This is a genomic window from Parapedobacter composti (assembly GCF_900112315.1).
GTDB classification, from domain to species: Bacteria; Bacteroidota; Bacteroidia; order Sphingobacteriales; family Sphingobacteriaceae; genus Parapedobacter; species Parapedobacter composti.
Genome location: NZ_FOLL01000009.1, coordinates 87297 through 102591, shown reverse-complemented (window position 1 = coordinate 102591; position 15295 = coordinate 87297). Strand labels below are relative to the sequence as shown.

Sequence of the window (15295 nt, the reverse complement as noted above, 5' to 3'; positions counted from 1 at the left end):
ACAACCTGTCTATAGCAATGTGAATGCCTGACAAATGCAGGAGGTCTGTGGCATTATTAGGGCTGCGCTAGTCTGCGCTTATGTTTCCCAATATATGGATAAACAATGAAACGGCCAAAAGTTTTGGAAAAACGATGCTAAACAATCTCCATCGCTCCATGTTATCAAAGAAACGAACGAACTATGGCGACTATTCACAACAGCGATTCTACCGCAGGCACATCGCCCAGAGACGGCGCCTTGCCCAGCGTATGGCAACAATTAAGTGGGGCGAGGCCACAGGCCACCATCGCCGATGCGACCGACCAGTTATGGGATGTCATTGTGGTAGGTGCCGGCATCACAGGGCTAACTACCGCACTGCGTTTACAGGAAGCAGGGCTGGATTGCGTTGTTGCTGAGGCACACCAGGTTGGTTTTGGTACAACAGGGGGTACTACCGCTCATATCAACACGATGCTGGATACTCCATACCATACCATTGAAAGTGATTTTGGCGAAGACGGTGCACGGTTGGTGGCGGCGGCTACGCGCGTTGGTATAGACACCGTTGCCCGAAATGTGGCTACGTATCAGCTCGACTGTGATTTTGAATACAAAGATGGTGTATTGTTTGCTGAGACAGAGCAGGAGGCCGAGCTATTGGACAAGATCTTTTCAGCGGCCCAACGGGCAGGGGTGGACGTTGCTCCGACCGCAAGCCTGTCCATACCCCTCCATTTCCACAAAGCCATCGTATTTCACCGGCAAGCGCAGATGCATCCGCTCAAGTATGTATACGGACTGGCCGATCGGTTTGTGATGCGTGGTGGAATCTTGTTGGAAAACACCCATGTAGAAGATACTGCTTATGACGATGGGTATCACCGTGTCCAAACCAGTAATGGCTTGCTACGGGCTCGTCGGTTGGTATATGCCACCCATGTACCTCCGGGACTGAATATTTTGCATCTGCGGTGTGCACCTTACCGGAGTTATGTGCTGGCTGTGCGGATTGAAAATGGCAATTATCCTGATGATCTGGTCTACGATATGAAAGACCCTTATCATTATTTCCGGACACACACCATTGACGGGGTGCCTTACCTTATCGTTGGAGGAGCTGATCATAAAACCGGCCATGGCGATGCTCACGCGGCGTTCCGCGAGTTGGAGGCTTATGTCCGGAAGCATTTCAAAGTGTCATCGGTTGAATACCGCTGGTCCGCACAGTACTTTGAACCTACCGATGGTTTGCCGTACATCGGCAAACTGCCGGGTGGCGATGAAGACACTTATGTAGCTACGGGATTCAGTGGCAATGGCATCGTATTGGGCAGTTTTTCGGGCATGTTGTTGACGGACGTCATCTTGGGAGCGGAAAATCCCTACGAAAAGCTGTTTTCCCCCTCACGCATAAAGCCGATTGCTGGTTTTGCTAGTTTTTTGAAGGAAAATGCAGATGTGGCTTACCGATTTGTTGCTGATCGGGTGCATATCAATCAACTGAACGAATTGGCTGAACTGCCATCGGGAACGGGTACGGTTGTAAACTATGAAAAGCAACAGATCGCAGTATATAAATCCTATGAGGGGGAGGTAATTGCTTTGAGCCCGGTGTGTACACATGCGGGGTGTATCGTAGCTTGGAACGATGCGGAAAAAAGCTGGGACTGCCCCTGCCATGGGGGGCGTTACGATGTACGCGGCAACGTGCTCAGCGGGCCGCCGAGGAAGGGTTTGCAGCCCATTTCGTTGGTGCACGATTGAGCATCGGTATACATATGAACAGGGATAACCAACGCAGCACTAAAAACTTCAAATGGAAACGGGCATACAGTATTGTGGCCGGTATCGCGCTATTATTGATTGTGTTCCGGCTGCTGCTGCCCACCATGGTATTACGGTATGCCAACAACACTTTGGCCAATCTGGACGGATACTACGGACAAGTAGCTGATATTGATATTGCTTTGTATCGTGGCGCGTACCAACTGAACCAGTTTTACCTGAACAAAGTGGACTCCGCTTCGGGCGATCAAGCTCAATTTTTCCGTGTAAACCGGGCGGATCTGTCTATTGAATGGCGATCCTTGTTTCGGGGAGCGCTTGTGGGGGAGTTGGTATTTGAATCTCCTGAATTGATTTTTACGAAGGATAAAGCAGAGCTGGATGCGGTTGCGAGAGATACTAACGATTTCCGGCAGCTGCTCAGAGATTTCATGCCGCTGCGCGTAAACCGGTTTGAGGTCAGGAATGGGAGCATCCGTTATATCGACAGCAATACGTCGCCTATTGTTGATATCGCTTTGGAGAAAGCACATATCGTTGCAGAAAATCTGAAAAATACCGCCCGGAAAGGAGAAAAATTACCTTCCAATCTGCAAGCGGAAGCCCAGGCTTACGGCGGAACGCTGACTCTTTATATGGAACTGGATGCATTGGCACGGCGGCCCACGTTCGATCTGACTGCAGAAATCGAGGGTGCAAATCTTCCGGAGCTTAATGACTTTTTTATTGCGTATGGAAAGTTTGATGTTAGCCAGGGTACCTTCGGTCTGTATTCCGAGTTTGCCGCTGATGGCGGCCGGTATAAGGGTTATGTTAAGCCGATTATCAAAGGTCTGGAAGTGATGGGAACCGAAGACCGGAAAGATGGCTTTTTCCAGCGAGCGAAAGAAGCTGTCGTGGAAGCGGTAACCCAGCTGTTGGAAAACCCGAAAGCCGAACAGGTGGCTACACGTGTACCTATAGAAGGCAGCTTTGGTGAAACCAACGTATTGGTATGGGAGGCCGTATGGCAATTAATCAAGAATGCGTTCATCGAGGCATTAATGCCGAGTGTGGATCATCAGATAAACATCGATTCGCCGAAGGAAGTGACAGGTAGGCAGGGGATTTTCAAGCCGGATTAACCCAACTAATCCGGAGGTGAGAGCCGTTCAAATGAAAATGTGCCGGAGATGCGCTTGTTGAAATATTTACCTTTTGACCGGGCTTTCTGAAGTCCGATGTAAATTTCTTCGGGTACGTCATGGTACTTATAAACGGCTCCTGTTTGAAACGTGATGACCAGCTCATGGCGGACTTCATGGTAATCGAAATATCTGATAACACTGGAAGGCATATCATAAAATGGGGTATGTTTAATTAACCGCAATAAGTGGCCTTTGTTTGCCGCAAACAAAGGGAGTCGTCTCCTGTTTATTTTTAGCGTATCAACGAGAAAAAAAACAGCAATGGATAAGTTAAAGGACAAAGTTGCATTAATTACTGGTTCGGATTCAGGTATCGGACGGGCTATCGCACTCGCTTATGCGGGTGAAGGGGCCAAAGTGGTGGTTACTTATCGAAGTGATGAGGACGGGGGAAGGCGCACCACCGAAGACATCAGGGCGCAGGGCGGTGAGGCGATCTGCCTGCAACTGGATGTGACCGACGAAGCGCAGGTGATCCGGGCGTTTGACCGGATTATCGAAGCCTACGGACGTGTGGACATTTTAGTAAATAACGCGGGTGTCAACGGGAGCAATATACCGGTCGCGGATCTGGACACGGAAACTTTTGACCGGTGCATTAAAACAAACTTGTATGGACCGTTCTTTTGTTGCCGCGAGTATCTTCGAAGAAGGAGTGATTCGTCAACAGCGGGAAGTATTATTTTCATCAGTTCCATCCACGAAGATGTCAACACCGCTGGGAATGCTGATTACAACGCATCCAAAGCAGGTATTAAAAACTTTAGCCGCAGCTTGGCGCTGGAGTTGGCTGAACGACAGGTGCGGGTAAACAATATTGCGCCTGGGATGATACTTACCGAAATGAACCAAGAAGCAGTGGAGGATGACGCTGTGCGGCGTGAGAAAGAACAGCATATTCCGATGAAACGGGCGGGCAAACCACAGGACGTGGCAAATGTAGCTGTCTTCTTAGCCTCTTCCGACAGCGGCTATGTGACCGGTGCGACGTATGCGGTAGACGGCGGCTTAATGATTCATTTGGGGCAAGGAGCCTGAAGCCATCACTACTTTAAACGGTCTTTCCAAAGAAGCGCTAATCCAGCGGCAACAGCAATACCTATCGATGCCAGTACCAGGCGATTCCGGCTAGTATGTTTGTTTGCGGGCAACCGAACGATTCCCCGCCGGTTTACGGTTGGAGGGGTATCTACATATCGGCCTGCTTTTGGCACCGCAATACGGTCGAAATGCCTGACAAGGTGTGCGAGGCCATCGGTCAGTTCGTTGCCCTTCACGGGTTTTCCATGACCTGTGACGGCTACAAGCGGATTGAGTTGCTGTAGTTTTTTAACGGACGCTGCGGCTTCTTCCCAATCATAGGTGAAATATCTCGGCGGACCGGACACCTGTTTTTTCTGTAGCAGCACTGAGAACGCTGATTCCTGGCGGGTGGTGACGAAGGCATCGCCGGCGATAAGAATGCCGTCGGTATCGCGAAATAGTGAGATGTGCCCCGGGGCGTGGCCGGGCGTATGGATATACCGCCATCTCGATAGCACAGGCAAACTGCCTTCTTTCGATAGCGCTTCGACCCGGTTGCCCAAGTTGATCGGTTCATTGGGATATAAAAAGGATACCCAGCTCATCATACCGCCTCCGGCAAACGGGTCGGCTGGCGGGTAGGCGGCTTGGCCGGTAAGGTAGGGCAACTCCAAGGGATGGGCGTATACCGGCGAGTCCCATCGTTGCAATAAACGGGGCAACGCGCCGATATGGTCAAAATGCCCGTGGGTAAGAATAATCGCAGCGGGTGGCCGGTTATGGCCGAAAAGTATGGCAGCAGCTTCGGTGATTTTTCGTGATGAGCCTTTGAGCCCTGCATCAACCAAGACCCATTGTCCGTCGTCGGCCGCAATAAAATATACGTTTACAAACAAAATCCGCAATCTCCAAACACCGTTTGTGATCTGTTCTACGCCGGAAGCGCCGTCTGCCGCCACGTTTGTCCGTTTATCCGCTTGTGCCATCATATCTACTTTTAGAATTTAACCACCTATATATGGGTTTGTTTTTAAAACATTAAGCCGTTTTCAGTTGAGGGATGACCGATTGGCCGAAATCTTCAATAAATGCCTCTTGCTCACGGTTTACGTTGTGCAGGATAAGACCGTCAACGCCCATGGATAGGTATTGGTTAAGCCATTCTGCATGCTGGTTGATATCGTTTGAAATGTGAACGGATTGCTCGAGATCCGATTGTTTGACGAACGCTGCCAGGCTTTCAAATTGTTCAGGCCTCCAAAGGTCTGCCAGTATGGAGCTGTCGAAAATGTTTGTACGCCATTGATCAAATGCACCGGCCACGGCTTGGGCTTTATCTCGGGCATAAGATAACTGCACTTTAACATATACCGGTTTATCCACCCCGCCGCCATCGCGGAACCGGGTGATAACCCGATCGAGCGTTTCCGGCGGTTGGCTTATTGTTAATAAGCCTTCAGCCCAGCTTCCCATCCAATGGGCGGTTTCTTCGGTTATTGCTGCACCCAATAGCCTCGGACGCTCGCGCGGCAACGTATATAGCCGAGCTTCTTCTGCGCAGACCCGGCCGCGGTGAGTAACCGTCTGGCCGTCTAACAACCGATGGATAATGTCAAAACACTCGAGCAGCCGTTCGTTGCGTTGCGTTTTGGATGGCCAGGGTTGTCCCGTGATTCGCTCGTTTATCGCTTCTCCGCTGCCGAGTGCTACCCAAAGCCGATCTGGAAATAACTCCGTTAGCGTAGCGATGGATTGTGCTACTATTGCTGGATGGTGGCGCGGTCCGGGCGCACATATCAACCCGAAGGGAAGGGAGCATTGCTGCATAGCGGCGCCAAGCCAACTGAAGGCATGGCCGCTTTGCCCTTGGCGATGACTCCACGGCTGAAAGTGATCTGATGAATGGATCGCGTTGAATCCGGCTTGTTGTGCCAGTAGTGCATAACGTAACAATGCCGATGGACTGAACTGTTCGTGGGATGCGTGAAAGGCGATTGGTTTCATATGTTAAGCGATGGTGTCATGCACGATAAACCAACTGTATCCGTAGCCGGGCAGTTGGAGCGATAACCTTCCGTCGGAGGATGTAACTTGATGAGAATTGACAAGCACACTAATTCTGGCACCGGTTTGGTGCGGTAGCATGATTATCGCTGATATACCCTGCCTTGAAAAGTTGTGAACGGTAACAAGCCGCTCACTTCCGATTTGGTAGCTGAAAGCAAGAATGGCACTATGGTTAGTGTCTAACAGCTCGAAGCTGCCGTCAAAAAAAAAGTGACCATTTCCTTCGTGCAAGCGAATCAGCTTTTTCGTTACCTGCAGCAGCGATGTAGGGTCCGCCTGTTGCGACGCGACGTTGATACGTTTGTAGGATGCGGGGCCTTCTTGTATCAATGGATACTTCAAGGCTTGCGGCGGCATTTCCGAAAAGCCGCCGTTGCGCTGATCGGACCATTGCATCGCGGTGCGGACACTTTTCCGTTCGGGCAGATTCAGGTCGTCCCCCATGCCGATTTCTTCCCCGTATCGGAGTACGGGGATTCCGGGCAAACTGAATAGCAGGCTCAAGGTTAGCTCCATCTGCCGATTGTTATGGTGCACCATTGAAGCCAGTCGCCTTCGGATTCCCCGATTGTAAACAATCATCGATGGTTCTGGCGCGAACCGCTCAAACACTTGGTGCCGTTCCTCTTCGGTGAGCCGCCCCAGGTCAAGTTCATCATGATTACGGATGAAGTTGAGGTAGCGTCGGCCATCAGCCAACGGTAACCGCCGGATTGCATTAACTAACGGCGTCCCTTTTTCCGTGGCTAAAGCGAGAAACGTGTAATTATTAATGTAAAAATTAAATAATCCAGTCAATTGTCCCCGATTTAAAAAATCCCGGTATTCTTCTGGCTCAACGTCTGCCTCACCGATTAGAACAGCATGTTCGTTATGCTTCAACACGGCGCTACGCCATACTTCCAACAACTGATACGGATCACCTTTGAAATGGCAGTCGCCCTTGTTGCGCAGAATATGCGGTACGGCGTCTATGCGGAAACCGTCAATCCCCGTGCTCATCCAGAAGTCGAGGATGCGCAGGATTTCGTTCTGGACCTGAGGGTTAGCGACGTTTAAATCAGGCTGATGCTTGTAAAATGTGTGATAAAAGTAAGCCGATACGCTGGGCTCATAATCCCAGTTGCTTTCCTCAACACCTTCAAACATGAGGTCATCTTTGTCGTCTTCCGGTTTCTGCTTTTTCCATATATAATACTCGTAATATGCGGAAGTAGGATCTTCCAGTGCTTTTTTGAACCAAGGGTGGTCTATGCTGGTATGATTTACCACTAAGTCCAGCAGGATTCTTATATCATGTGCCTTCGCTGTTGCGACAAGCGCGCGGAAGTCGTCCATGGTTCCGATTTGGGGATCGATGCGGAAGTAGTCGACCACATCGTAGCCATCATCATGTCGTGGAGAGCAATAAAATGGCGCCAACCAAATGCAATTGACCCCCAGTTCCACCAAGTAATCGAATTTAGATATTAATCCGGCGATATCTCCCAAACCATCGTCATTCCCGTCATAAAAACTGCGGAAGTCGAGCGAATAGACGGTTGCTGCTTTTAACCAATCGGGTTTTTGCATACGGTTATATTGCTATAGACTATTTATTAACGGGTTCTTGCTGTTTGCGCATCATGTCTGTTGCTTTGTCATCAGGCATGACGTTGCTCATTGCAACCTGCACTTTGTTTTTAAAGCCTGAAATGACCATGTCTTTTCCTTCCATCAGGGCTTTATACCCATCTCTGGCCACCACCGCCGGGTCAGCCAGATCTCCTTCCTGCACAATTTTCGCTGCTTCCATGTCAGCTTTGTTGAAAAAGTCTGTAGCCGTAGCGCCGGGCAGGAGCGATGTGATCGTCACATCAGTTTCCCGTACCTCATTACGGATGGCTTCGCTGAAGAAATGGATGAAGGCTTTGGTGCCATGGTATACGGCCTGATAGGGTCCGGGAACTTTGCCTGCAATGGAAGATACGTTTAAGATTTTCCCGGAACCGCGTGCCACCATATCTTTTAAAACGTATTTCGTAAGCGCAATGCAGGCATTGATATTCAATTGGACAATAGCAAGCTCCCGGTCTAAGTCTGTGTCCAGAAATTTGCCGTATACCCCTTGGCCGGCATTGTTAATTAACACATCGATAACCATGTTTTTTGCGTTCAGGGCTTCGATGATCTCCCTTGGAGCCTGGGGGTTAAACAGATCTTTCTGAATCGTGGTGACCTCAACCGGGTATTGCCGAGTAAGTTCATGACTTACGTTATCCAGTTCCTGCCGGTTGCGCGCAACAATCACCAAGTTATAGTGGTCTGCCGCCAGCAGCTTAGCCAATTCCAATCCGATTCCGCTGGTTCCGCCCGTTACCAATGCATAGTTTTTCGTATTCATAGTTGCCTCCGTTACGAGTTAACTACGCAAATCCCACACCAGCGCATAAAGAGCAGCAGGGTGAAAAGCAGAATCCACTTTTGTAAACAGGAAGGCCAAAAAACAATACAATATGCGGATGCGGGCGGGGTTTAAGGTCAAGTATTCATCGCGGAGAGATTCTTGCAATAGGTGAGTTATGCAGGCACGCGATACGATAGAACGAGTTGATCATTCCCTCGAACTGGAGGAAAAGCTGGATCATCAAATTAAGGGCTGGAAAGTGCAGCGGATTTGTGGAGTGCTGTTGCTCATCCTGATTGTGTTTACGGCGCTGGGTCTGTTCGGCAGCGGGATACTGAGTGAGCGGGAAGTGAAAAAAAATAATATGGTGGTGCAATATGAGCGGTTCTTGCGATATGAGAATGAAACCACCATTGGCTGGCTGGTACGTGGACAAGATAGGATCAATTTTTTAATACCCCAACAGTACCTGAACAAATTTAAAGTAGAAAAGATAGTTCCTGATAACTATGAGACAATTCTCGCCGATGGCTATATCGGTTATACTTTTAAAGTCAGTACAGGTGAGACGGCTATCCGGTTTTACTTGACCCCCAAAAAAGCAGGTACAATGGTGGATGTTTGGAAGGTGAACGGTCAAAGTTTTGAAATAGCACATTTTATCTATCCGTAATATGGAATTGTTTCTGCGTGGCGTGGCCATATATCTATTTCTGCTGCTGGTTTTCCGCATCCTGGGTAAACGCAGTTTGGCGGAGACCACCACGTTTGATTTCGTATTGCTTTTAATTATAGGGGAAGCCACGCAACAGGCACTTCTGGGAAATGATTTTTCCGTAACCAACGCGTTGGTATTAATTACGGTGCTGATGGGAATAGATATGGTCTTTTCCAAGCTGAAAGGCAGGTACAAAAAATTAGATAGGCTGCTGGAGGGTACCCCATTGATTTTAGTGGAACACGGGAAACCATTGAAGGGCAGGATGAAGGAGGCCCGGGTGGATACAGAGGATATTATGGAGGCCGCCCGGTTAAGTCACGGACTCGAACAGATGAAACAAATCAAATATGCGGTATTGGAACGCGATGGACAGATCTCGATCATACCTTCATCGTCCGATTAGTTTGATAGCGATGAAACAGAAGTTTAACCATTAATTAGCATGTTATGTTAGCCATGAATTATAGGGGGCCGCGCCGTGTGCGCGTGGATCATAAACCTTACCCAGAAATCTTGCATCCCGGAGATGCGATTATTCGAGTAACCCGTTCCTGCATCTGTGGGTCAGATCTGCATCTTTATCATGGTATGGTGCCGGATACCCGCGTGGGCAGTACGTTTGGACATGAATTCATCGGTATCGTGGAAGAAACCGGTCCGGGTGTCCAAAAGCTAAAGAAGGGCGACCACGTCATTGTACCTTTTAATATTGCCTGTGGTACGTGTGCATTCTGCAAACAGGAATTATATGGCAATTGCCATGAATCCAATCCGGAAGCTACTGCCGTAGGCGGAATATTTGGCTATTCGCATACCGCCGGCGGTTACGATGGCGGACAGGCGGAATATGTACGTGTGCCCTATGCCGATGTTGGCCCTCTTGTTATACCGACTGGAATGGATCCTGATGATGCCGTACTGCTCACGGACGTCGTGCCGACGGGTTATCAGGCAGCCGAAATGGGAGGCATAAAAGAAGGCGATACGGTGGTGATTTTCGGTGCAGGCCCGGTGGGTATCATGGCTGCCCGCTGCGCGTGGCTTTTCGGAGCAGGACGGGTAATCATTATTGACCACGTGGAATATCGGTTGGAATTTGCCCGTAACTATGGTCCATGCGAGGCTTATAATTTTCGATCGCTTGAAGACCCGGTATTATTCTTAAAAAAGGAAACGGGCTGGCTCGGCGCTGATGTCTGTATTGATGCGGTTGGCGCGGATGCGGCGGGGAGTGCACTACATACCATTACCGGAAAAAAGCTCATGATCCAAGCCGGAGCCGCTATAGCACTCCATTGGGCGATCAATTCCGTAAAAAAGGGCGGAATTGTGTCTATTGTTGGGGTATATGGTCCCACCGGCAACCTAATTCCCATTGGGAATGTCGTCAACAAGGGCATCACCATACGCGCCAACCAAGCCTCCGTGAAGCGCTTGCTTCCGCGACTGATCAAGCACATACAAGATGGTTATATTGATCCGAAAGCAATGATTACACATCGCGTGCCGCTGGAAGAAGTGGCCGATGCTTACCACATTTTTTCTGCTAAACTGAATAATTGCATTAAACCAGTATTGATACCGCCATCAGCTAGAAATTAAACGAAAGGAGAATCTCATGGAAAATAATCAATCAATAAAATACAACCATATCAAAGGTTGGGGCGTTGATGCTGATCCACGTAATGAACCCACTTATCCAATGAAACGGTATACGGGGGACGACCATCGTAGGCTCAATTGGGAGCGCCCGTTACAGCAACTGGAAGCTGTTGAAGTGTTGCATTCCAACGAAAGGCCCGCGATATCAGCAGTTTTCGGTACCACACTGCCTCCAGCCGGGTTGAGCGGAGCCATCCGGAGGTATGCTTTCAAATACAGCGAATCCAGCTTCAATCACTGGCTGCCGTTATTGTTGGCAGACCGGATTAATGTTGTTGAAGGACTGTTTGACGACCTAAAGCGGGGGTATATACCAAATGTTTTGGCCGAGAAAGGATGGAAATCTGCATGGAAATACGATAGGAAGGGTGTTGTAAAGAAATTGGCAATGCGAGCGGCTGCGGTATCATTCATCGTGGCTGCTTGGTGGATAATGAATCATAAGAAGAAGCGCTTATGACGCGCTTCTTCTAACTTTCTTCGATCTTGGGGATCAGGCGTTGGCTTTTTTGCGGGACGACCGCTTTTTTCCTTTCGGCTGGCCGGAGTCGTCCATCAACAAAGCGTCCGCAGATCCGGGGGCGCTTGCTTCTGTACCATCGCGTGTGCTTTTTGAACCGGCGCCAGCGTCCATACCGGTGGTGGCCTCTTTCATTGCTTCTATAGCAGGATCCGATTCTGTGCTGATGGCACCGGTATCAGGAAGCGGAAGCTGTTCTTCTGAAGCAGGTTCGACACTGGCTTCGGAATTAACCCCTTTTTCAGCCACTTGGGTGAGCGTGCTGTCTGCATTTTTTTCTTCGGCCAGTGTCTGTTCCAGCAATTCTGACGCCTGGTGCAGCCCTAAGGTCTTGGCCAGCGTGCTCAAACTGCCGTACGTGGCGATCTCATAGTGTTCCACTTTCTGGGCAGCCACAATAAGTGCTGAATCGCGGTGTGCAGAACCCTCTTCGGTTTCATCGATTACTTGCCATCCTTCGTCGAACAGCCCCTGCATACCTACACAAAATAGGGGTTGCGCGCCCATACCTTTCAGGTAAAAAATTTTTTCGAGTCTGGCTACATGGTCGTTGGTTTCGGCCCGGTGATTGCGAAAGGCCGACTTCAGCTCTTCCGTGCTTGCTCGTTCTTCCATGTTCTCCAATACGTCTCGCAGGTGTAATTCACACCAGTAAATTTCCTGCAGCATGGTCTGGAAAAAAAGTTCTAATCCAGACACGGTTTGTTTTTCAGCTTGTGTTTCCATATTTGTTCCGCTATGTAAAGAATAACAATATCGGTCGGTGCGAGTTTTAAAATTTATTAAATAGTCAACGCTATACACTTTATTGAACTTTTCGGCCAATATATAGTACAGTGGGCGCCGTGGATATATTGTGTAGGGCTTAATAACGGCCGATTTGCATCCTGGGAAAGGTTCTTGTAACTAGTATAGCGGATAATAGCATGGACAATCAATCAGCATGGACACGAGATATTCGCATACACGTTCTTTACGGGCAGGTATGTTGCTGGGTATAGGCATTATGGCTGCTGTGGATGAAATCATATTTCATCAACTGCTTGCCTGGCACCACTTTTACGATCAGTCTACAACGGATGTGGGACTGATGGCGGATGGTCTGCTGCATGCTGCTGAGCTCCTAGCAATTACTGCCGGTTTCTTTATGTTGTTGCATTTGAGCCGGGCCGGCAAATTGTCAAAGCACCATTCGGTGGCAGGCTTTTTCTTGGGTGCCGGTGGTTTTCAGCTATTCGATGGATTAGTTAACCATAAGGTGCTACGTCTGCATCAAATACGGTATGTCGATAATATTCTGCCGTATGATCTCGCGTGGAATGCGGCGGCTTTAGCATTGCTGGCTGTTGGTGCCTGGTTAATGAAGCAGGCGGGGCATCGGACCAATGAATCAACCACTTAGTATAAGTCTATGCACGAACACATAGAACATCAGACCGTATGGGGGTGGGTGATTCCGGTTACCATTGCTGCCATTATTTCCATATTATACCTTAGAGCGGCAGCAAGGGCGCTCACATCCCGGGGTAACAAATGGCCGAAACACCGATCGCTTTTCTTTTTAATGGGTATGGGGATGTTAGCCGTTGCCGGTCTTCCGCCGATGATGATGTGGGCTCACCATGACATCCTTGGGCATATGGCGCAGCATCTGCTCATTGGCATGTTTGCTCCTGTCTTTTTGGTGCGGGGTGTGCCCCTTACCTTGCTATTGAAGTCGCTATCCGCAGCGAAAGCCCGGTATGTTGTGGGGATATTAAGGAATGATGCGGTTGGGGCAATTAGTCACCCTATAGCAGCATTGCTGCTGAATATCGGGGGAATGTATTTATTATATCTCACCCCGCTTTATGCGTTGAGCCTTTCCAATACTTTTGTTCATCATTTCGTGCATGTCCATTTTTTTATGGCCGGATATCTTTTTTGCTGGTCCATAGCCGGACAGGAGGTCATTGGGAAGCGTCCGAGTGTACCGTTGCGCGCGTGGGTGCTGTTTGTCGGGATTGCAGCCCATGCGTTTCTGGGCAAATACATGTACGCCAATATCCTGCCTGACGGCACGCCGTTTAGTGGCACGGCCATCCGAGAGGCCGCTAAAGCAATGTATTATTGGGGCGATCTTGCTGAGTTGATTTTGGCTGCCTTTTTTTTCTGGGATATTGCCTTGGGCTCGTATACTGTACAGAAGCAACGCGTATTGAATGCGATGATGTTGTTACGATAGGAAGCGCGTTATTATAAAAATTTGAAACATGATGAAAATGAACCGGACAACTTGGTATGCCGTAGCGATGATGATGGGCTTGGTGGCGTCAGCCTTTTTTGCGGCCGCCCAACAACGGGCTACAGAAGGGCTATGGTACAAAGAAAGCATCATTTACAGTCTGGAGGTGGGCACCTTTAAAGATAGCGATGGAGACGGGATAGGTGACTTCCAAGGGCTCATCCAGAAGTTGGGATACCTGGATAGCTTGGGTATAGATGCCATCTGGTTGGCGCCTTTCAACCCGTCGCCCGGATGGGATGACGGCTATGACGTGACGGATTACTACACTGTTAATCCGAAATATGGAACGATGGACGATTTCCGGCAATTTATCGCTGAAGCTAAGAAAAGGAAAATCAGGGTAATTTCAGATGTCGTACTTAACCATACCTCGATTAAACATCCTTGGTATGAATCTGCACGGCAGGATCCGCAATCGCCGTACCGGAAATGGTATGTCTGGGCTGAAGAATTGCCCGACGATGCCGATAAAGGCATGGTGTTTCCCGGTGTTCAACAGACGACTTGGTCGTACGACTCGCTTGCCAACTTATATTATTTCCATCGTTTCTATCCTTTTCAGCCGGACTTAAACTATACCAACCCGGAGGTACAGCAAAAAGCCTTCGATATCCTGGAGTTCTGGTTGCGGCAGGGCATGGACGGTTATCGACTGGATGCTGTGCCTTTTATCATTGACGTACCCGAGACGGGAAGTGACAAACCTGTCCGGATGATGGAATTGGTGCCGACCATGCGTAATGTGATGAGAGGTGTCAAGCACGATGCGCTCATGTTGGGTGAAGCGAATCTCGCTCCGGAGGAGAACAAAGATTATTTTGGCGAAGACAACAGCGGCATGCAAATGATGTTCAATTTTTACGTTAACCAGTTTCTTTTTTACGCGCTGGCTATTCAGGATGTGCGTCCATTGGCAAAAGCTATGCAAGCCACCAAGGAAAAGCCGGAAACAGCACAGTGGGCGTATTTTTTGAGGAATCACGACGAAATTGACCTGGACAGATTAGGTAAGCGCCGAAGGGAAAAGGTGTATGCACAGTTTGGTCCCGATACCTCCATGCAGCTTTATGATCGGGGCATCCGTAGGCGTCTGGCACCGATGCTTTCCAATCCTGATCAGCTTCGCATGGCTTATAGCTTGTTGTTTGCTTTGCCTGGAACGCCCGTTATCCGTTATGGGGAGGAGATAGGCATGGGTGATGACCTTTCGTTAAAGGAGCGACTAGCCGTACGGACACCTATGCAATGGAGCGCTGCTCCGCATGGCGGTTTTACCACGGGCGATACGGCTTTCCGTAAAGTTATTGATAACGAAATTTATGGATACCGCCGTGTAAATGTGCAGCGGCAGTTGGCAGATTCGGCGTCGCTGTTAAATCATATCAAGCGGTTGATCAATATACGAAAGGTATATCCTCAAATCGGATCGGGTGATTTTGCAATACTCAATACCGGTTCAAAGCATGTGGTTGCTATGCTTTACCAGGGCGGCGACCAAGCACTGCTTACCGTACATAACTTTGCGAATAAGCCACAAGAATTCCGCTTGAATGAAAAATCAATAGCTGGTAAACCACTGCATGATTTGTTGTTACCCGGCCGGCCCAGCACAAAAGGCGGAGAACGTATGAAGCTCCCCGCCTTTGGCTTTGCTTGGTACCGGATACCCTAA

The 15295-nt window shown here is 49.2% G+C and carries 16 protein-coding genes; 10 read left to right on the top strand and 6 right to left on the bottom strand.

The window, feature by feature from the left end:
• Positions 1–183 precede the first annotated feature (183 nt).
• Both BM030_RS11065 and BM030_RS11060 read left to right on the top strand, forming a co-directional pair.
• Entirely contained in the window at positions 184–1749 is a 1566-nt protein-coding gene (locus tag BM030_RS11065) for an FAD-dependent oxidoreductase (RefSeq protein WP_090973660.1), read from the top strand.
• A gap of 14 nt (positions 1750–1763) precedes the next feature.
• Positions 1764–2894: an AsmA family protein gene (locus tag BM030_RS11060; protein WP_139215881.1), complete on the top strand. Its 1131-nt coding sequence runs from the start codon at positions 1764–1766 to the stop codon at positions 2892–2894.
• A gap of 5 nt (positions 2895–2899) precedes the next feature.
• Here BM030_RS11060 and BM030_RS11055 read toward each other — a convergent pair whose 3' ends face one another.
• Positions 2900–3106 (bottom strand): KTSC domain-containing protein, encoded by a 207-nt coding sequence (locus tag BM030_RS11055; protein ID WP_090973725.1) that lies wholly within the window; start codon positions 3104–3106, stop codon positions 2900–2902.
• A gap of 112 nt (positions 3107–3218) precedes the next feature.
• On the opposite strand from BM030_RS11055, the gene BM030_RS11050 reads away from it, so the two are divergent.
• Positions 3219–3995 (top strand): SDR family NAD(P)-dependent oxidoreductase, encoded by a 777-nt coding sequence (locus BM030_RS11050; protein WP_090973658.1) that lies wholly within the window; start codon positions 3219–3221, stop codon positions 3993–3995.
• Positions 3996–4003: 8 nt separating this feature from the next.
• On the opposite strand, the gene BM030_RS11045 is transcribed toward BM030_RS11050, so the two are convergent.
• Genes BM030_RS11045 through BM030_RS11030 form a run of 4 tightly spaced genes read right to left on the bottom strand, consistent with a single transcriptional unit; the run spans position 4004 to position 8430 of the window.
• The gene (locus tag BM030_RS11045; RefSeq protein WP_211657579.1) at positions 4004–4969 is read right to left on the bottom strand and encodes an MBL fold metallo-hydrolase; all 966 of its coding nucleotides are present in this window, start codon (positions 4967–4969) and stop codon (positions 4004–4006) included.
• Between the two features lie 49 nt (positions 4970–5018).
• Positions 5019–5984, bottom strand: coding sequence for a TIGR03885 family FMN-dependent LLM class oxidoreductase (locus BM030_RS11040; RefSeq protein ID WP_090973657.1), 966 nt, complete (start codon positions 5982–5984; stop codon positions 5019–5021).
• A gap of 3 nt (positions 5985–5987) precedes the next feature.
• Positions 5988–7619 carry an alpha-amylase family protein gene (locus tag BM030_RS11035; RefSeq protein ID WP_090973656.1) on the bottom strand — a complete coding sequence of 544 codons (1632 nt, stop codon included), beginning with the start codon at positions 7617–7619 and terminating at the stop codon, positions 5988–5990.
• A gap of 19 nt (positions 7620–7638) precedes the next feature.
• Positions 7639–8430, bottom strand: a complete 792-nt coding sequence (locus tag BM030_RS11030) for an SDR family NAD(P)-dependent oxidoreductase (RefSeq protein WP_090973655.1) — start codon at positions 8428–8430, stop codon at positions 7639–7641.
• Positions 8431–8608: 178 nt separating this feature from the next.
• Here BM030_RS11030 and BM030_RS11025 point away from each other — a divergent pair, with 178 nt between their 5' ends.
• From BM030_RS11025 to BM030_RS11010, 4 genes are read left to right on the top strand one after another with little or no spacing between them, the layout of a single operon-like run.
• Positions 8609–9106, top strand: a complete 498-nt coding sequence (locus BM030_RS11025) for a hypothetical protein (protein WP_090973654.1) — start codon at positions 8609–8611, stop codon at positions 9104–9106.
• Position 9107: 1 nt separating this feature from the next.
• Positions 9108–9557: a DUF421 domain-containing protein gene (locus tag BM030_RS11020; RefSeq protein WP_090973653.1), complete on the top strand. Its 450-nt coding sequence runs from the start codon at positions 9108–9110 to the stop codon at positions 9555–9557.
• Between the two features lie 53 nt (positions 9558–9610).
• On the top strand, positions 9611–10756 hold the full coding sequence (locus BM030_RS11015; protein ID WP_244518864.1) for a zinc-dependent alcohol dehydrogenase: 1146 nt from the start codon (positions 9611–9613) through the stop codon (positions 10754–10756).
• A gap of 16 nt (positions 10757–10772) precedes the next feature.
• On the top strand, positions 10773–11276 hold the full coding sequence (locus BM030_RS11010; RefSeq protein ID WP_090973651.1) for a hypothetical protein: 504 nt from the start codon (positions 10773–10775) through the stop codon (positions 11274–11276).
• A 33-nt stretch (positions 11277–11309) separates the two neighbouring features.
• Here BM030_RS11010 and BM030_RS11005 read toward each other — a convergent pair whose 3' ends face one another.
• Entirely contained in the window at positions 11310–12062 is a 753-nt protein-coding gene (locus BM030_RS11005) for a YciE/YciF ferroxidase family protein (protein ID WP_090973650.1), read from the bottom strand.
• A gap of 217 nt (positions 12063–12279) precedes the next feature.
• Between BM030_RS11005 and BM030_RS11000 the strand changes: the two genes are divergently transcribed.
• From BM030_RS11000 to BM030_RS10990, 3 genes are read left to right on the top strand one after another with little or no spacing between them, the layout of a single operon-like run.
• Positions 12280–12738: a DUF2243 domain-containing protein gene (locus tag BM030_RS11000; protein ID WP_090973649.1), complete on the top strand. Its 459-nt coding sequence runs from the start codon at positions 12280–12282 to the stop codon at positions 12736–12738.
• A 9-nt stretch (positions 12739–12747) separates the two neighbouring features.
• Entirely contained in the window at positions 12748–13560 is an 813-nt protein-coding gene (locus BM030_RS10995; RefSeq protein ID WP_090973648.1) for a cytochrome c oxidase assembly protein, read from the top strand.
• 28 nt (positions 13561–13588) lie between these two features.
• Entirely contained in the window at positions 13589–15295 is a 1707-nt protein-coding gene (locus BM030_RS10990; protein ID WP_211657578.1) for an alpha-amylase family protein, read from the top strand.

What these genes read in the sequence shown, in the direction of transcription:
- BM030_RS11055 (WP_090973725.1), bottom strand. Translation starts at nt 3,106, where the DNA reads ATGCCTTCCAGTGTTATCAGATATTTCGATTACCATGAAGTCCGCCAT.
- BM030_RS11005 (WP_090973650.1), bottom strand. Translation starts at nt 12,062, where the DNA reads ATGGAAACACAAGCTGAAAAACAAACCGTGTCTGGATTAGAACTTTTT.
- BM030_RS11065 (WP_090973660.1), top strand. Translation starts at nt 184, where the DNA reads ATGGCGACTATTCACAACAGCGATTCTACCGCAGGCACATCGCCCAGA.
- BM030_RS11025 (WP_090973654.1), top strand. Translation starts at nt 8,609, where the DNA reads ATGCAGGCACGCGATACGATAGAACGAGTTGATCATTCCCTCGAACTG.
- BM030_RS10995 (WP_090973648.1), top strand. Translation starts at nt 12,748, where the DNA reads ATGCACGAACACATAGAACATCAGACCGTATGGGGGTGGGTGATTCCG.
- BM030_RS11020 (WP_090973653.1), top strand. Translation starts at nt 9,108, where the DNA reads ATGGAATTGTTTCTGCGTGGCGTGGCCATATATCTATTTCTGCTGCTG.
- BM030_RS11000 (WP_090973649.1), top strand. Translation starts at nt 12,280, where the DNA reads ATGGACACGAGATATTCGCATACACGTTCTTTACGGGCAGGTATGTTG.
- BM030_RS11030 (WP_090973655.1), bottom strand. Translation starts at nt 8,430, where the DNA reads ATGAATACGAAAAACTATGCATTGGTAACGGGCGGAACCAGCGGAATC.
- BM030_RS11040 (WP_090973657.1), bottom strand. Translation starts at nt 5,984, where the DNA reads ATGAAACCAATCGCCTTTCACGCATCCCACGAACAGTTCAGTCCATCG.
- BM030_RS11045 (WP_211657579.1), bottom strand. Translation starts at nt 4,969, where the DNA reads ATGATGGCACAAGCGGATAAACGGACAAACGTGGCGGCAGACGGCGCT.
- BM030_RS10990 (WP_211657578.1), top strand. Translation starts at nt 13,589, where the DNA reads ATGATGAAAATGAACCGGACAACTTGGTATGCCGTAGCGATGATGATG.
- BM030_RS11010 (WP_090973651.1), top strand. Translation starts at nt 10,773, where the DNA reads ATGGAAAATAATCAATCAATAAAATACAACCATATCAAAGGTTGGGGC.
- BM030_RS11050 (WP_090973658.1), top strand. Translation starts at nt 3,219, where the DNA reads ATGGATAAGTTAAAGGACAAAGTTGCATTAATTACTGGTTCGGATTCA.
- BM030_RS11060 (WP_139215881.1), top strand. Translation starts at nt 1,764, where the DNA reads ATGAACAGGGATAACCAACGCAGCACTAAAAACTTCAAATGGAAACGG.
- BM030_RS11015 (WP_244518864.1), top strand. Translation starts at nt 9,611, where the DNA reads ATGAATTATAGGGGGCCGCGCCGTGTGCGCGTGGATCATAAACCTTAC.
- BM030_RS11035 (WP_090973656.1), bottom strand. Translation starts at nt 7,619, where the DNA reads ATGCAAAAACCCGATTGGTTAAAAGCAGCAACCGTCTATTCGCTCGAC.